We start from the raw sequence: 14,859 nt of genomic DNA, 5'->3' as shown, positions 1-14,859 counted from the left end.
CCACCAGCTACGCCTATGTGAACCCGCCGGTGGCGGTGCTGTTCGGCGTGCTGCTGGCCGGCGAGCATGTCGGCCCCTACGACATCGCCGGCATGGCGGTGATCCTGCTCGGCGTGGCGATCATCACGCTGTTCAAGCAGCGCGCGAAGGGTTGACGACGAAGATCGTATTGCCGCTGCTCCAGCACTCATCCACCATCCCCACGTTTGGATCTGGCCTCAATCTTCACGGTTGAACCCTTCTCCCACCGGGAGAAGGTGGCGGCAGCCGGATGAGGGTGCGGGCGGAGCGGTGCACTTCACCCTTGCGCTCCGGCCGTACCCTCACCCCAACCCCTCTCCGGGAGGGAGAGGGGCTTACGTCATCGCGGGGAGAAACGTCGATGCAAAATGCGAACGAAGGTGCACTGGCCCGCGCGGCCCTGCGCAGCTCCGCCTGGGCCGAGCGCTGGTTTCCCGATGCGTGGGTGTTCGCCGCGCTCGGCGTGATCCTGGTCGCCGCCGCCGCCCTGGCCTTCGGCGCCACGCCCGCCGTCACCGTCAATGCCTTCGGCGACGGCTTCTGGAGCCTGATTCCCTTCACCATGCAGATGGCCTTCGTGGTGATCGGCGGCTACGTCGTCGCCACCGCGCCGGTGGTCGCGCGCTTCATCGACGTGCTGGCCCGCGTGCCGCGCACGGGCCGCGGCGCGGTGTGCTACGTCGGCCTGGTCAGCATGCTTGCCTCGCTGCTGTCCTGGGGTTTCTCGCTGGTGTTCGGCGGATTGCTGGTGCGCGCGCTGGCGCGGCGCATCGAGCTGCGCATGGACTATCGCGCCGCCGGCGCGGCGGCCTATCTGGGCCTGGGCGCGGTGTGGGCGATGGGTCTTTCCTCGTCCGCCGCGCAGTTGCAGGCCAATCCGAAGAGCATGCCGCCGGCGCTGCTCAACATCACCGGCGTGCTGCCTTTCAGCCAGACCATCTTCCTGTGGCAGTCGATCCTGCTGACCGCCGTGCTGATCGCGGTGTCCCTGCTGATCTGCTGGTTCACCGCGCCGTCCGGCGCGAGCGCGCGCACCGCGGAGGATTTCGGCGTCGCCGAAACTGCCGCCACGCCGCCGCTGCCGCCGCGCACGCGTCCCGGCGAATGGCTGGAATACAGCCCGCTGCTGTCGCTGCTGATCGGCCTGCTCGGCCTGGGCTGGCTCGGCTATGAGTTCGCCACCAAGCCGGCGGTAAGCGCCATCGCCAACCTCAACACCTACAACTTCCTGTTCCTCACCCTGGGCCTGCTGCTGCACTGGCGCCCGCGCAGTTTTCTCAACGCCGTGGCGCGCGCGGTGCCGAGCACGGCCGGCGTGCTGATCCAGTTCCCGCTGTACGGCGGCATCGCGGCCTTGCTGACGCATGCGCCGGGCTTCGGCGGCGACACGCTGGCGCATCGCTTGTCGGGCCTGTTCGTGCACGTCGCTTCCACCGACACCTTCACCCTGGTGATGGGCGCGTATTCCGCGGTGCTCGGCTTCTTCGTGCCTTCCGGCGGCGGCAAGTGGCTGGTGGAAGCGCCATACGTGATGCAGGCGGCAAACGACCTGCATGTGCACCTGGGCTGGGCGGTGCAGGTCTACAACGCGGCCGAGGCGCTGCCGAACCTGATCAATCCGTTCTGGATGCTGCCCCTGCTCGGCGTGCTGGGACTGAAGGCGCGCGACGTGGTGGGCTTCACCTTCATCCAGCTGCTGGTGCACGTGCCGCTGGTGCTGGGCCTGCTGTGGCTGCTCGGGCTCACCCTGACTTACGCACCGCCGGTGATTCCATAACGCCACACCCGGACTAATGCATTGGCTGCATGTGGCTGCTGCCAACTGCGCTTGCCTTCGACGCGACAGCATCTTCGCCGCACTCACTCACGCGCCGGTCACCGCCGGTGAAGATTCCGCGCCATGGCAGCGGACGATCAGGCTGCCGACTCCGGCATCGCCGAAAGTCTCCGCTTGCGTCTTCATAGAGGCCATATGGCCTGAATTTCAGCCGGCGTCGTCGCTCGCAACCCAGCTATCCGGGCAGCATGTCAATGGCGCCCGCACCAAAAAATCCAGCACATCGCGCATCGCAGAAATTCCCGGGATGTCGTGCTGACAACATGACTTCTATTGCAGAAAGACTTGTTCGCGTACCAAATCACTTATGTGAGTAAACCGCCATGCATCCGGTCCGAGCCCATCACCTGCGCCACATCGCCCTGCTGGCATGGTTCGTCTTGATGTTCTCCCCCATCGCCATCGCGGCCACTGACGGCTGCAAGCAAGTCGGCAGTCCGGCCGTACCCTCCTCGCCCACCGCCCTCTTGGACATTCCGGCCGACCTTCCCGTCGGCGCGGCGATCCCGAGCTCCCAGATCGCGCTTCATTGGTCATGGAACTGTGTAGCGGGCACGATCAATGCGCCATCCCATTGGGTGCTTCAGCTTTCAGCGCCGGTGAACTCCTCTGCCGTTCCGGGTTTGACCTACGTCTATGCGCCGCCGTCCGGCGGGGGTTGGCCGGCCGGCATCGGGCTGCGCGTCAGAGGCGAAGCGGGCGAAACCCTGGCGCTGGAGAGAATAGTAACGGTCAGCCAAGGCTTTGCCGTCAAAAAAGCTTACGCGGGACAGACCGCCGCTGAGTGGAGCATCACGATGGAGCTGGTCAAAACAGGCTCGATATCCTCTTCCAACTCTTCATTTTCCCTCAACGTGAACGGACACGTCCCGGCCCAGGCCTGGGGCAATGGCATGGAAGCAAATTCCAGATTCTCACCTTCCTGGACCATCCGATCCGCCGCCTTGAAGACCTGCACAGTGACCAATCCGATGCAGACCGTGAATCTTCCATCGATATCGCAGAGCGCGCTTGCCGCGAGAGACGCAAGCGCAGGCGCCACACCTTTCTCCATTTCGCTGAAGTGCCAGAAAGGCGCAACGCTCTATATAACGATGACCGATGCCAACCATCCTGGCAGCACCCTCGACGTACTTCTTCCGAAGGGCGAATCCGGTACTGCCGCGGCCGTAAAAATCGAGCGCGAAGACGGGACTCGCGTAGTTTTTGGCCCCGACTCTTCGGCCGCCGGGACCGTCAACCAGTGGCGCGTCAGCGACACGCCCGACGGCGTATTGAACATTCCCTTTGTCGCTTCCTACCAGAAGAGCGGAACCCAAGCGTTTCCTATCGGCAAGGTAGATGTCGCTGCGTCCTTTACGCTTTCATATCAATAGAGCGGCAGCCACGCAGAGCAGAGAGCTGATCGTCCATCGCCAGCCCATCCAGGGCAGCGCAAGCTGCGCCCATACGTTCGCCGCCGGCCTTGATTGCAATTCCGCGACACGCCTGGCCATGCCGGTCGCACCGGAAGCCTGAGCAAGAAAATAGAAGCGCCGGCATGCGCGCCTGTCGTTTAGTGAAGCCGTGGCCGGCGCCATGGAGAAACCGGCTTCCCTGAAGAAAAGCCAATAGGACACGCCATGTCCGGATGAATTGGCTTCTAGCAATCCGCGTGAATTGGCTATGTACCGCCCGAGATGCGCACGCCTATCTTTGCCCCCGGCCGCGCATAACGAAAAGTTGATGGCCCCCACCCTCAACGGTTAACGCCGCCATATGGCTCGCCGGGAGATCCCCACTCCCCGCGAGTCCTTTTTCCCCAACCCTGTTGATCCGGAGTGAACCCCTGTGTCCGCTTTGGTATCCATGCCCGATGGCGTTGCAGCGGTCGCTGCGCGAGAAACCCCGTCTCCCGCCGTATCCATCCATGCTTTTGCGCTGGCGGCCGACCCTGCGCAGCGCGAATCCGCCAGCTCCACCACGGCTGACACCAGGCTTGCGCCCACCTCATCAACTTACGCAGCGGATTTTCCCGCTCGCATCCAATTGCTGATCGAACGTGCCGGCGGCGCCAGCGCGCTTGCACGCTGCTGCGGCGTCACCGCGCGCACGGTGCGCACCTGGTGCGATGGCCGCGGCGACATCTCGCGCGGGCGCTGCCTGGCGCTGGCCCGCGCGCTGCGCGTATCGCCGATCTGGCTGGTCACCGGCGAGGGCTGCATGAGCGATGGCCAGGCCGGGCTTGCGCCGCCTGCCGACGATGCGCGCGGGCATCACCAGGGCGTCGATGCCGAGCGGCTCGCCGCCGCCCTGCAGGTGCTGCAGTCGTACATCGTGCTGGCCGGCGGCTCGCTGAGTACTGCGCAGCGCGCCGAAGCGGTCGCCGAGCTCTATGGCCTGCTCGCCCAGCCGGGGCCGACCGATGCCGGACGGCTGATCGCATTCCACAAGCTGCTGGCCGCTCTTCTGCGCAGCCATCAGCAGGCAGCGACCGCGTGATCGTCCGGATCGCTTCCATGTTTGCGTGCACAGGCTTCCGCCCGGGAGGTGGTGAAGTCCTGTGCGCCGAAACCGCCAGCGCCAGTTGCCGACGGAGTGTCTGCAACCTGCGCTGGCTGCCACCGGTGCCGATCGCACCGCCTTGAGCGTCCTTCGCGGCGGCGAGGCCAGCCCGGCCTCCGTTGCATGCCGCGTCCACCAAGCTATTGAGAGGGGAGTAGCCATGAACAACCAGCGCCAGACCCGCCGATATCGCGCGGCCGGATATCACGCCTGCACGTCCAGCCTCGGCCTCGCCGTCGCGCTCGCCTTGTACGGCATCGCCGCGCCGCCCGTGCATGCACAGGCCACCACCGGCAGCATCTTCGGCCAGGCGCCGGCCGCCGCGGGCGGCACGGTGAAAGTGCAGAACGAGTCGGGCGTCACCCGGCAGGTGGCGGTCGATGCATCGGGCCGCTACGCGATCGGCGCGCTGCCGCTGGGCACCTACACCGTCACCTTGCAGCGCGACGGGCAGACCATCGATACGCGCAACAACGTCGAACTGCACGTGGGTGCGGGCACCGAGGTCTCGTTCGCGGGGGCGAATGCGCAGAACCTGTCGGCGGTGACGGTCACCGCCAACAGCCTGCCGGCGATCGACGTGACCCAGGTCGACTCGCGCACCGTGGTCACCTCGCAACAGCTGGCCAGGCTGCCGCTGGCGCGCAGCGCCGAGGCGATCGCCCTGCTCGCGCCGGGTGCGGTGGAAGGCAGCGATACCTTCATGGGCATGGGCATGGGTGCTTCGTCGCCGCGCAAGTTCGTTTCGTTCGGCGGTTCCTCGGTCACCGAGAACGCGTATTACATCAACGGTTTCAACACCACCGATCCGATCAGCGGCTTCGGCGGCCTGACCCTGCCTTACGGCTCGATCGACCAGGAAGAAATCCTCAGCGGCGGCTATGGCGCGGCATTCGGCCGTTCCGACGGCGGCGTGATCAGCCAGGTCGGCAAGCGCGGCACCAACGAATGGCATTTCGGCGGACAGCTGTTGTGGAAGCCCAAGGCCTTGCAGGGCGATCCGCGCGACATCTACTACGGCGAAGGCAGCCCCAAGGCCGGCCAGCTTTATTGGAGGCGCGGCGACAACAAGTCCACCACCACCACGGCCGATGCCTATGTCGGCGGTCCGCTGATCAAGGACAAGCTGTACGTGTTCGCCTCGGTGGAAGCCGAGCGCATCCAGGGCACGGGTGCCTCGTCCGGCACGCCTTCCGGTGCGGTCGGTTCGGTGACAGGCGTGAGCTTCAACCTGCCGCCGAGCTACAACAACCATACCCGGCTGACCGATCCGAAGTGGTACGCCAAGCTGGACTGGAACATCACCGACAACAACCTGCTCGAAGTCACCGGCGCATCGAACAAGACGTCCTACCGCGGCAACCTGTATCAATACGACTACGCCACCGGCAAGCAGGGGCCGTTCGATCATCACGATCTGAACATCAAGGATGGCTCCGACCTGTACCTGGCCAAGTTCACCAGTTACATCACCGACTCCCTCACGCTGTCCGTGTTGTACGGCAAGATGAAGGGCACGCACTATAACGAGCTGCCGGGCTACGACCCGACGCTGAGCCCGATCATCGGCCAGTCCTCGCAGAACCCCGCGCTGACCGGCGGGCAGTCCTACGGCAATGCGCAGACCGTGGTGCAGCTGTTCGATCCGCAGCACATCACCAAGAACACCAACCTGCGCCTGGACCTGAGCTACAAGCTCGGCGACCACACCCTCACCGCCGGCATCGACAACCAGAACGTGCGCGACATCCACGACGGCCAGTTCACGTCCGGGCCCGGCTACGGATGGGCGTATGCGTCCGGCGATCCGACCTCCTGGATCACCGGCGGCCCCGATGCGAACGGACCGGCCTGGCAAAACTACCCCTGGGTGCAGGCGCCGGGCGCCTATCCCGGCGGCTCGACCGGCTACTACGTCTCCAGGCAGGTCTTCGCCAACAGCGCGTCGGTGCGCGTCAAGCAGCAGGCGCAGTACATCGAGGACGCGTGGCAGATCAACGATCGCTGGCTGGTCAAGATCGGCCTGCGCAACGACCAGTTCACCAACTACAACGGCGCCGGCACGCCTTACCTGAGGCTCACCCATTCGCAGCTCGCGCCGCGGCTGGGCTTCACCTGGGACGTCAACGGCGATTCCAGCCTGAAGGTGTATGGCAACGCCGGCCGCTACTACCTGGCGGTGCCGGCCTCGGTGGCGCTGCGCTCGGCCGGCTCGTCGACCTTCACCAACGTGTACTACACCTACACCGGCATCGATCCGACCACCGGCTACCCCACCGGGCTGACGCCGATCGACACTTACCGCGGCCTGGAGCAGCCGATCTCGGCCAATCTCGAATACGGCCAGCCGCGCGATCCGAAGACCGCCGCCGCCACCAATATCAAGTCCGAATACCAGGACGAGCTGATCCTGGGCTTCGACCAGCGGCTCGGCGAATCCTGGGTCTACGGTGCGAAGGCCACCTGGCGCAAGCTGGGCCGCGCCATCGACGACTGGGGCGACACCGGCCGCATCGCCGCCAAGATGGCGGAGCTGGGCATGAACGACTACGACAAGGTCAACGGCATCCAGGGCAGCTACCTGATCAATCCCGGCAGCAACCCGGTCATCCAGGTGCCGAAGCTGTCGGGCGGCTATTACGAGGTGCCGCTGGACTGGAAAAAGGACATGGGCTTCAACACCGATCTGAAGCGCAAGTACTACGCGCTGGAGATGTACCTGGAGCATCCGTTCGACGGCAAGTGGTACGGCAAGATCGATTATCTGTTCTCGCGCAACTACGGCAACACCGAAGGCCAGGTGCGTTCGGACATCGGCCAGACCGACGTGTCGGCGACGGTGGACTGGGACTACACCCAGGTCATGGACTACGCCAACGGCGCCCTGTCGAACGATCGCAAGCACCAGCTCAAGGCCTACGGCTACTACCAGTTCGCACCGGAATGGCTGGTGTCGGGCAACATCGCGATCCTGTCCGGCGCGCCCAAGACCTGCCTGGGCCTGTATGGCGCGGACCAGACCAACCCGGGTCTGGGCTACGGCTCGTTCTACCACTTCTGCGGCGGCGTGCCGGTGGTGCCGGGTTACAAGCGCCAGCCATGGACCTATCTGCTGAGCCTCGGCGCGCAATACCGCCCCGCGTGGGCGGGCCAGCGGCTGGCCTTCAACGTGCAGATCTACAACGTGCTCAACAAGCAACAGATCACGCAGACCAACGGACGCTACGGCAGTTCGCTGGCCGTGCGCCCGACCTACAACCTGCCCTTGTCCACGCAGTCGCCGCGCTACGTGCAGTTGGGCATCACGTACGACTACTGAGCCTCGTGCCACCGGTGCCGATGCCCCGCGCGGGGCGTCGGCATGCCTTCCTTCCGGAGCTACAGTGATGAAGAAGTTGCTGTTGTCCGCCGGCCTGCTGCTCGGCTTCCTGTCCGGCAGCATCGCCGCGTCCACGCCCACGCAGGTGCCCGAGTTCGCCGGCATCGACCATTGGTTCAATTCGCCGCCGCTGAGCATGTCCGGCCTGCGCGGCAAGGTCGTGCTGATCGATTTCTGGGCGTATTCCTGCATCAACTGCATCCGCGCCATGCCGCATGTCCAGCATCTGTACGAGACGTACAAGGACCAGGGCCTGGTGGTGATCGGCGTGCACTCGCCGGAGTTCGACTTCGAGCATGACCCGGCCAATGTGCAGGAGGCGATCGGGCGCAGTGGTGTCACCTATCCGGTGGCAATGGACAGCAGGCTGGCCACGTGGAACGCCTGGCACAACCAGTACTGGCCGGCCGAATACCTGGTCGACCGCGATGGCCGGCTGATCGGCCATCACTACGGCGAGGGCGGCTACGACAAGATGGAGAACGCGATCCGGCTGCTGCTCGGCCTGGACATGCAGGCACCGGGCAATGCCGCGGGGGTATTCAAGCCCGGCATGGGCGACACGCCCGAACTGCACCTGGGCAGCACTGGCCGGCAAGGCTTCGGCAACGCCGAAAGCGCCAGCGACGGCACGCGCCGCTTCAGCCTTCCCGCGCAGCTGCCGTTGCACCAGTTCGCGCTGGCCGGACAGTGGGAGATCACGCGGCAGTACGCACGCTCCGTCGGCGGGGAGCTCGAACTGCAGCTGCGCTTCAAGGCCGCCAAGCTGTACCTGGTCGCCAGCGCGGAGCATGCGATGCCGCTTGAGGTGACCGTCGACGGCCAGCCGCAAGCTACGGTCACCGTGCAGGGCAGCCGCCTCTATACGTTGTTCGACAGCAGCGACGACCGCGAACACCTGCTGCGCCTGCGCATCCCGCAGGCGGGCCTGCGCGTGTACTCCTTCACGTTTGGTTGAGCCGCGCCGCCGGCCGGGATTGCTGCACACCCGGGTTGTGCGCAACTCTTATGGGCGAATCCTTTTCGACCGCCCCCGAGAGTGCGCTGGCATGTTCCTCGAGCTCGATGGTCACGGCCCCCATTACGCGCAGCTGGTGCGTGCGCTGAAATCATCCATCCTCGACGGACGCATGGTCGCCGGCTCGCGCCTGCCGCCCACGCGCGAATTCGCGCTCAATCTCGGCCTGTCGCGCACCACGGTGCTGGCGGCCTATGAGCAGCTGCGCGCCGAGGGCTTCATCAACGGCCGGGTCGGCTCGGGCAGCTACGTCAGCGGACTGCAGCTCACGCCGTCATTGCCGCGCACGGCCGACGCCACCGACACCGCCGCCTCGCGCTACGCCGAACGGGCCAGGCAGTTCCGCGATCGCCGCATCGCACGCCTGCACTACGGCCTGCGCTACGAACTGCGCTACGGCGATCCGCTGACCAACCCGGCCCTGAATGCCGCCTGGGGCCGCGAGCTGGCTCGCGCGGCCGCCTATTCGTCGCTCGGCATCACCGGCTCCTGGGGCCTGCCGGCGCTGCGCCAGCAGATCTGCGAATACCTGGCCCGACGGCGCGGGCTGCTGACCCATCCGGACAACATCCTGATCGTCACAGGCACGCAGCAGGCCTATGCGCTGTGCGCACGCGTCCTGCTCGACGAGGGCGATACGGTGGTGATGGAAGACCCGCGCTACTTCGGCGCGTATCACGTGCTGACCGCGCATGGCGCGCAGCTCCATCCCGTGCGCTGCGACGACGATGGCCTGGTCTGCGCCGAATTGCCGGAGCAGGCGCCCAAGCTGATCTGCGTCACGCCCTCGCACCAGTTCCCCACCGGCGCCGTACTGTCGCTGCCGCGGCGGCTGGAGCTGCTGCGTTATGCCGCGAGCAAGCAGTGCTGGATCATCGAGGACGACTACGACGGCGAGTTCCGCTACGACGCCCATCCGCTGGCCGCGCTGCGCTCGCTCGACGAAGGCGACCGGGTGATCTATGCCGGCACTTTTTCCAAGACCTTGTTCGGCACGCTGCGCATGGGCTACCTGGTGATGCCGGAATCGTTGCGCGCCGACCTCACCACCGCCAAGTATCTCAGCGATGTCTCCTCGCCCGGCATCGAGCAGGCCGCGCTGGCGCACTTCATGGAAAACGGCGGCTTCGAGCGCCACCTGCGGCATGCCCGCAAGGAGCTGCAGGCCCGCCGCGAGGCGCTGCTCGCCGGCCTGCGCCGCCATGCCGGCGACCGCGTGCAGATCGTGCATTCGCCGGCCGGCATGCACGTCGTGGCCTGGCTGAACGGCTACGACCACGAGCGCGCCGAGGCGCTGATCTGGCACGCGCACGATCGCGGACTCGGCCTGTATGCGATGGCGCCGCACTATTTCGTGCCGCCGGAACGCCCCGGTCTGCTGCTCGGCTACTGCAGCCTGTCGGTCGCCGAGCTGCGCGAGGCGATGCAGCTGTTCGGCGAATGCCTGGATGCGGTGCCGGCCTGAGCGCGGCAAAGAAAAACCCCCGGGCGCGAGCCCGGGGGTTTGCTCGAACGAACGTGGTGCTTGTCAGAGCTCGCGCAAGGCCGTCGTCACCGGCAGCCGCGCCGCGCGCACCGCGGGGAACAGGCCGCCGACGAAGCCGATCGCCAGCGCCCACTTCACGCCGGTCCACAGCAGCGCCGGCGACACGTGGAACGCGAAGGTCAGCTGCCCCACCGAGCCCTGCGCCAGCGTGGACGCGGTATAGCCGTTGAAGATCAGCCAGGCCAGCGCGCCGCCGATCACACCGCCGAGCAGGGCCAGCAGCATGGTCTCCAGCATGATCGCCACCACCACCGGCAGGCCGCGGAAACCGATCGCGCGCAGCGTGGCGATCTCTCTCGCACGCGAGGCCACCGCGGCGAACATGGTGTTGAGCGCGCCGAAGAGCGCGCCGATCGCCATGATCAGGCCCACCGTGATGCCGATGATGCGGATCACCTTGCTGGTGCCTTCGGACTGCTTGCTGAAGTAGTCCAGCGTGGTATTGGCGTCGACCTTCAGGCGCGGGTCGGCGGACAGCGTGGACTGGAACGCCTTGAAACCGTTCGGATCGGCCAGCTTCACCGTCACCGAGGCACGGCTGCTGCCGCGGCGGTAGGTATCGGCCACGACCGGAGCATCGCCCCAGACTTCCGATTCCAGGGCGTCTTCACTGGCGAACACGCCGACCACGGTCCACTGCTGGCTGCCCAGCCTGATCTCGCGTCCCGGTTCGAGGCCGGCGAACTGCCGCTGCGCACCCTTGCCCACGACCAGCTCGCGCATGCCGGGATTGAACTTGCGGCCGGCGATGATCTTGAGATTGGGGCGCAGCTCCCAGGCATGCTCGCCGACGCCGCGCAGCTGCACGCTGCCTTCGTCGTCGGCGCTCTTGCCGCCCTTCACCGGCAGGTTGGCGGCCACCACGATCTCGGGGGAAGCGATCGGCTCGCCCTTGGCGTTGCGCGCGATACCCGCGGTCTGCGGAATCACCACCACGCTGTCGCGATCGAGCACGGACATCACCTCGCTGGCGGATGCGCCGCGCATCACGATGGCGGTATCGGCGCTGCCGGTCTTGCGCAGCGTTTCCGCGTAGCCCTCGCCCATCGCCAGCAGCGCGACCAGCACGCCGACCACGCCGGCGATGCCGATCACCACCACCGCAGAGGAGCCGAGCCGCGCCTTCAGCGTGCTGATGCCCACGCCGGTCACCGACGCGGCCTGGCGGCCGCGCCGCGTGAAGGCCATCCACAACGCGAACAGCACCGCCACCGCCGCGACCATCCATGGCGGCAGGTTGATCCATACCGCCAGGCACGCGATGACGAGGAGGAACAGGCCGAAGCCGAACAGGAAATTCTTGGATTTGGACATGGCGTCGGTTCCTCAGCGTCCAGCCAGTGCATCGACAATGTTCAGGCGCATCGCACGGATCGCCGGCAGCGCACCCACCAGCAGTCCGATCAGCACCATGATGCCCAGGCCGAGCATCCAGCTGCCGGCCGTGACGCCCGGCAGGTTGAGCATGCCGCCGCTGCCCTTGGCCACTGCCGGAATCAGCAGCGAGGCCAGGCCCAGTCCGATCACGCCGCCGAGCAATACCAGCAATACCGACTCGGCCAGCACCATCAGCAGCACCGAGGAACTGGTGAAGCCGATGGTCTTGAGCACCGCCAGCTCGGACGTGCGCTCGCGCACCGCCTGCATCATGGTGTTGCCCGACAGCAGCAGCAGGGTGAAGAACACCGCGCCCATGATCGAGCCGACGATCAGGCCGATGTCGGCCAGCTGCTTCATCCACGCCGCGGTGGCGGCCTGCTCGGTCTGCGTGCGCGTCTCGTGGTCGGAGTTGGCGGAGATCGCATCGATCGCCTTGGCCACGCGGTCGGCCTGGTTCACGTCGTTCACCCGCGTGACGTACCAGCCCACCATGCCGCTGTTGTAGGCGGTGCCTTCGTCGAAGTACTTCCAGTGCATCAGCACGATCTGGTCGTACCAGGCCGCGCTGGCTTCCTTGGCCTTGAGCGTGCCGACGATGTCGAAGCTCCAGTTCTTGCTGCCGTCGTGCAGCGGGAAAATGGTCGACTGCAGCGGGATCTTGTCGCCGACCTTCCAGCCGAAGCGCTGCGCCAGCTTCTCGCCCACCAGGATGCCGGTGCGCGTGTTCTCGAAGGCCTTGCGCGCCGCCGGGCTGGCTTCGACTTCCGGATACTGGTCCAGATAGTTGTCGCTTACCGCAAAGCTGAAGACCTGGTTGTGCGGATCCTGGTAGGCACCGCCGAACCAGTTGGCATACGCCACCGACTTCACCCCGGGCACCTGCGCGATCTGGCTGCTGAGGCCGGACGGCAGGGTCTGGATGAAGGACAGGCGCGAGCCGGTCTGCAGGCGCTGCGCACCGTTCGCGCTCTGGCCGGCCTGGTCGAACGAATTGCGCACCGCATCCAGCATGCCGAACAGCAGGAACGCGGTGACGATCGACACCAGGGTCAGGATGGTGCGGGTCTTGCGCCGGAACAGCGCGGCCCAGATGAGATGGAGATATTTCATCGCGGCATCCCTCAGGCCAACGCCTGCTCGACCAGGGTGCCCTTGTCGAGGTGCAGCGTGTGGTTGGCGTATTCGGCCGCCTTGGGATCGTGGGTGACCATCACGATGGTCTTGCCGTGCTCGCGATTGAGCGTGCGCAGCAGGCCCAGCACGTCCTCGGCCGACTGGCGGTCCAGGTCGCCGGTGGGCTCGTCGCAGACCAGCAGGGTCGGGTCGGAGACGATTGCGCGCGCGATCGCCACGCGCTGCTGCTGGCCGCCGGACAGCTCGCTGGGCTTGTGCGAGGAGCGCTCGTCCAGGCCTACCAGCTGCAGCGCGATGGCGGCGTTCTTGCGCCGCTGCGCGGCGGACAGCTTGGTCAGCAGCAGCGGCAGCTCCACGTTGCGCTGCGCCGTCAGCATCGGCATCAGGTTGTAGAACTGGAACACGAAGCCGACGTTCGCCGCGCGCCACTTGGCCAGCGCGCCCGCGCCGAGCTGGTCGATGCGCTGGCCGCCCACGCCGATGCTTCCGCCGGTCGGCGAATCCAGGCCGCCGATCAGGTTCAGCAGGGTGGTCTTGCCCGAGCCGGAGGGCCCCATCAGCGCGAGGAAATCACCCTCGGCGATGTTGAGGTTGATGTGATGCAGCACTTCCACTTTCTGCTTGCCGCGCTCGTACACCTTGGAAAGATCGCGGACTTCGATCAGCGTGCCCATGCTCATGCCTGTTCTCCTGAAACTGCGTTGACCTTCGAGGTTGTCGTCGCGCGGCAGGGCCGCACTCAAGGATTCGTCGCGCTTTTCACGCGCATGCCGTCTTTCAGCTCTTCCGGCGGCGAGACCACCACCGTGTCGCCCGCCTGCACGGCCGCCGGCAGCAGGCGCATCTCGCCATAGGCCTGCGGCGCCGGCTGCACCGCGCGCTGATGGGCGGTATCGCCGCTCACCACGAACACCGCGTCGTGGCCGTCGCGCTGCGCGATCGCGGCGGCGGGCACCAGCACGCCCTTCGGCACTTCGGCGGCCTGCTTCGGTGCGGCCTTCTCCAGGAAGGAGACGCGCACGCCCATGTCCGGCACGATGCGCGGATCCTTCTGGTCCAGCGCGACGCGCACCTTCACCGTGGCCTTGCCGCGGTCGGCGGCGGGCACGACGGCGATGACGTGGGCCGGGATCTTCCAGTCCGGGTAGGCATCGAGCACCGCCTCGGCCGGCATCGCCGCCTGCACGCGGCCGATATAGGCCTCGTTGACGTCGACGTCGATCTCCAGCGAATCCATGTCGACAATCGTGCCCACGCCGGTGCGGGTGAAGCCGCCGCCGGCGGACAGCGGCGAGATGATCTCGCCGACCTGGGCGGCCTTGGCCGTGATCACGCCGGTGAACGGCGCGCGCACCACGGTGTAGTCGAAATTCACCTTCGCCTGCGTGGCCTGCGCCTGCGCCGCGGCGGCCAGCTTGCGCTGCGAGTTGAGCTGGGCCGCGGTGGTGTTGACCAGGGTGTGCGCCTGCTCGTCCTGCTGCTTGGGCACCAGGCCGCTGGTGGCCAGCGTGTGCGCGCGCACCGCGTCGCGCTGCGCCTGGTCCAGCTGCGCCTGCTGCTGCAGCACCTGCGCCTCGGCGGCGCGCGCATTGGCCTGGGCCGCGTCGAGCGCGGCGCGATAGGCGTTGTCGTCCAGGCGTGCGAGCACCTGGTCCTTCTGCACCCGGTCGCCCTCCTCGATCAGCACCTCGGTCAGCGTGCCGGTGATCTGCGCCGACACCGTGGCCTGGCGGCGAGCGGTGATGTAGCCGGTGGCCTGCAGCACCGCGCCGGGGCCGGACGCCGCGCTGGGCGCGACGGCGGTGGCGGTCTTCACTTCCAGCGTCGGGTGGCCCCACAGCATCCAGCCGGCGGCGCCTGCCGCCAGCAGAACGACCACCACGCCGCCCACGATCCATGGCCAGCGCCCTGGACCATGGCCATGGTCCTCGCGCTCATGGCGCTCGATGCGCAATTCCTTCAGCAGTTCCGCGTTCTTCACACCTGCTCCCCAAAAACCG

General features: G+C 66.7%; 10 protein-coding genes and 1 pseudogene. 7 read left to right on the top strand and 4 right to left on the bottom strand.

The genetic code is table 11. The features are described from left to right. The 7 genes and pseudogenes from BM172_RS22790 to BM172_RS14265 all read left to right on the top strand — a co-directional run. Nucleotides 1-155: pseudogene (locus BM172_RS22790) on the top strand (drug/metabolite exporter YedA); the annotation flags it as partial. A gap of 227 nt (nt 156-382) precedes the next feature. Then, on the top strand, nt 383-1,798 hold the full coding sequence (locus BM172_RS14290) for a short-chain fatty acid transporter (protein ID WP_081805021.1): 1,416 nt from the start codon (nt 383-385) through the stop codon (nt 1,796-1,798). A 383-nt stretch (nt 1,799-2,181) separates the two neighbouring features. Then, nucleotides 2,182-3,234 carry a fimbrial protein gene (locus BM172_RS14285; protein ID WP_081805022.1) on the top strand — a complete coding sequence of 351 codons (1,053 nt, stop codon included), beginning with the start codon at nt 2,182-2,184 and terminating at the stop codon, nt 3,232-3,234. A gap of 652 nt (nt 3,235-3,886) precedes the next feature. Further along, nucleotides 3,887-4,339 carry a YdaS family helix-turn-helix protein gene (locus BM172_RS14280; RefSeq protein ID WP_026633781.1) on the top strand — a complete coding sequence of 151 codons (453 nt, stop codon included), beginning with the start codon at nt 3,887-3,889 and terminating at the stop codon, nt 4,337-4,339. Between the two features lie 223 nt (nt 4,340-4,562). After that, nucleotides 4,563-7,721, top strand: a complete 3,159-nt coding sequence (locus BM172_RS14275) for a TonB-dependent receptor (protein ID WP_026633782.1) — start codon at nt 4,563-4,565, stop codon at nt 7,719-7,721. A gap of 67 nt (nt 7,722-7,788) precedes the next feature. Beyond that, the gene (locus BM172_RS14270; protein WP_051548349.1) at nt 7,789-8,739 is read left to right on the top strand and encodes a thioredoxin family protein; all 951 of its coding nucleotides are present in this window, start codon (nt 7,789-7,791) and stop codon (nt 8,737-8,739) included. 91 nt (nt 8,740-8,830) lie between these two features. Beyond that, nucleotides 8,831-10,264, top strand: coding sequence for a MocR-like pyridoxine biosynthesis transcription factor PdxR (locus BM172_RS14265; protein WP_026633783.1), 1,434 nt, complete (start codon nt 8,831-8,833; stop codon nt 10,262-10,264). A gap of 63 nt (nt 10,265-10,327) precedes the next feature. On the opposite strand, the gene BM172_RS14260 is transcribed toward BM172_RS14265, so the two are convergent. The 4 genes from BM172_RS14260 to BM172_RS14245 all read right to left on the bottom strand — a co-directional run bounded on the left by BM172_RS14260 (nt 10,328) and on the right by BM172_RS14245 (nt 14,840). Beyond that, entirely contained in the window at nt 10,328-11,659 is a 1,332-nt protein-coding gene (locus tag BM172_RS14260) for an ABC transporter permease (RefSeq protein WP_026633784.1), read from the bottom strand. Nucleotides 11,660-11,671: 12 nt separating this feature from the next. Beyond that, a complete protein-coding gene (locus tag BM172_RS14255; RefSeq protein ID WP_026633785.1) occupies nt 11,672-12,835 on the bottom strand; it encodes an ABC transporter permease in 1,164 nt (387 codons plus the stop codon). Between the two features lie 11 nt (nt 12,836-12,846). Continuing rightward, entirely contained in the window at nt 12,847-13,533 is a 687-nt protein-coding gene (locus BM172_RS14250) for an ABC transporter ATP-binding protein (RefSeq protein ID WP_026633786.1), read from the bottom strand. Nucleotides 13,534-13,598: 65 nt separating this feature from the next. Continuing rightward, the gene (locus tag BM172_RS14245; protein WP_026633787.1) at nt 13,599-14,840 is read right to left on the bottom strand and encodes an efflux RND transporter periplasmic adaptor subunit; all 1,242 of its coding nucleotides are present in this window, start codon (nt 14,838-14,840) and stop codon (nt 13,599-13,601) included. Nucleotides 14,841-14,859 lie beyond the last annotated feature (19 nt).

It is taken from the genome of Dyella marensis (assembly GCF_900112865.1).
Taxonomy (GTDB): Bacteria; Pseudomonadota; Gammaproteobacteria; order Xanthomonadales; family Rhodanobacteraceae; genus Dyella_D; species Dyella_D marensis_A.
Note: the sequence above shows the minus strand (reverse complement) of the source record. Positions and strands in the feature narration are given on the sequence as shown.

Bases quoted from the DNA above. Each gene is read 5' to 3' on its own strand.
- BM172_RS14290 (WP_081805021.1), top strand. From the start codon at position 383: ATGCAAAATGCGAACGAAGGTGCACTGGCCCGCGCGGCCCTGCGCAGC.
- BM172_RS14255 (WP_026633785.1), bottom strand. From the start codon at position 12,835: ATGAAATATCTCCATCTCATCTGGGCCGCGCTGTTCCGGCGCAAGACC.
- BM172_RS14265 (WP_026633783.1), top strand. From the start codon at position 8,831: ATGTTCCTCGAGCTCGATGGTCACGGCCCCCATTACGCGCAGCTGGTG.
- BM172_RS14285 (WP_081805022.1), top strand. From the start codon at position 2,182: ATGCATCCGGTCCGAGCCCATCACCTGCGCCACATCGCCCTGCTGGCA.
- BM172_RS14250 (WP_026633786.1), bottom strand. From the start codon at position 13,533: ATGGGCACGCTGATCGAAGTCCGCGATCTTTCCAAGGTGTACGAGCGC.
- BM172_RS14270 (WP_051548349.1), top strand. From the start codon at position 7,789: ATGAAGAAGTTGCTGTTGTCCGCCGGCCTGCTGCTCGGCTTCCTGTCC.
- BM172_RS14260 (WP_026633784.1), bottom strand. From the start codon at position 11,659: ATGTCCAAATCCAAGAATTTCCTGTTCGGCTTCGGCCTGTTCCTCCTC.
- BM172_RS14275 (WP_026633782.1), top strand. From the start codon at position 4,563: ATGAACAACCAGCGCCAGACCCGCCGATATCGCGCGGCCGGATATCAC.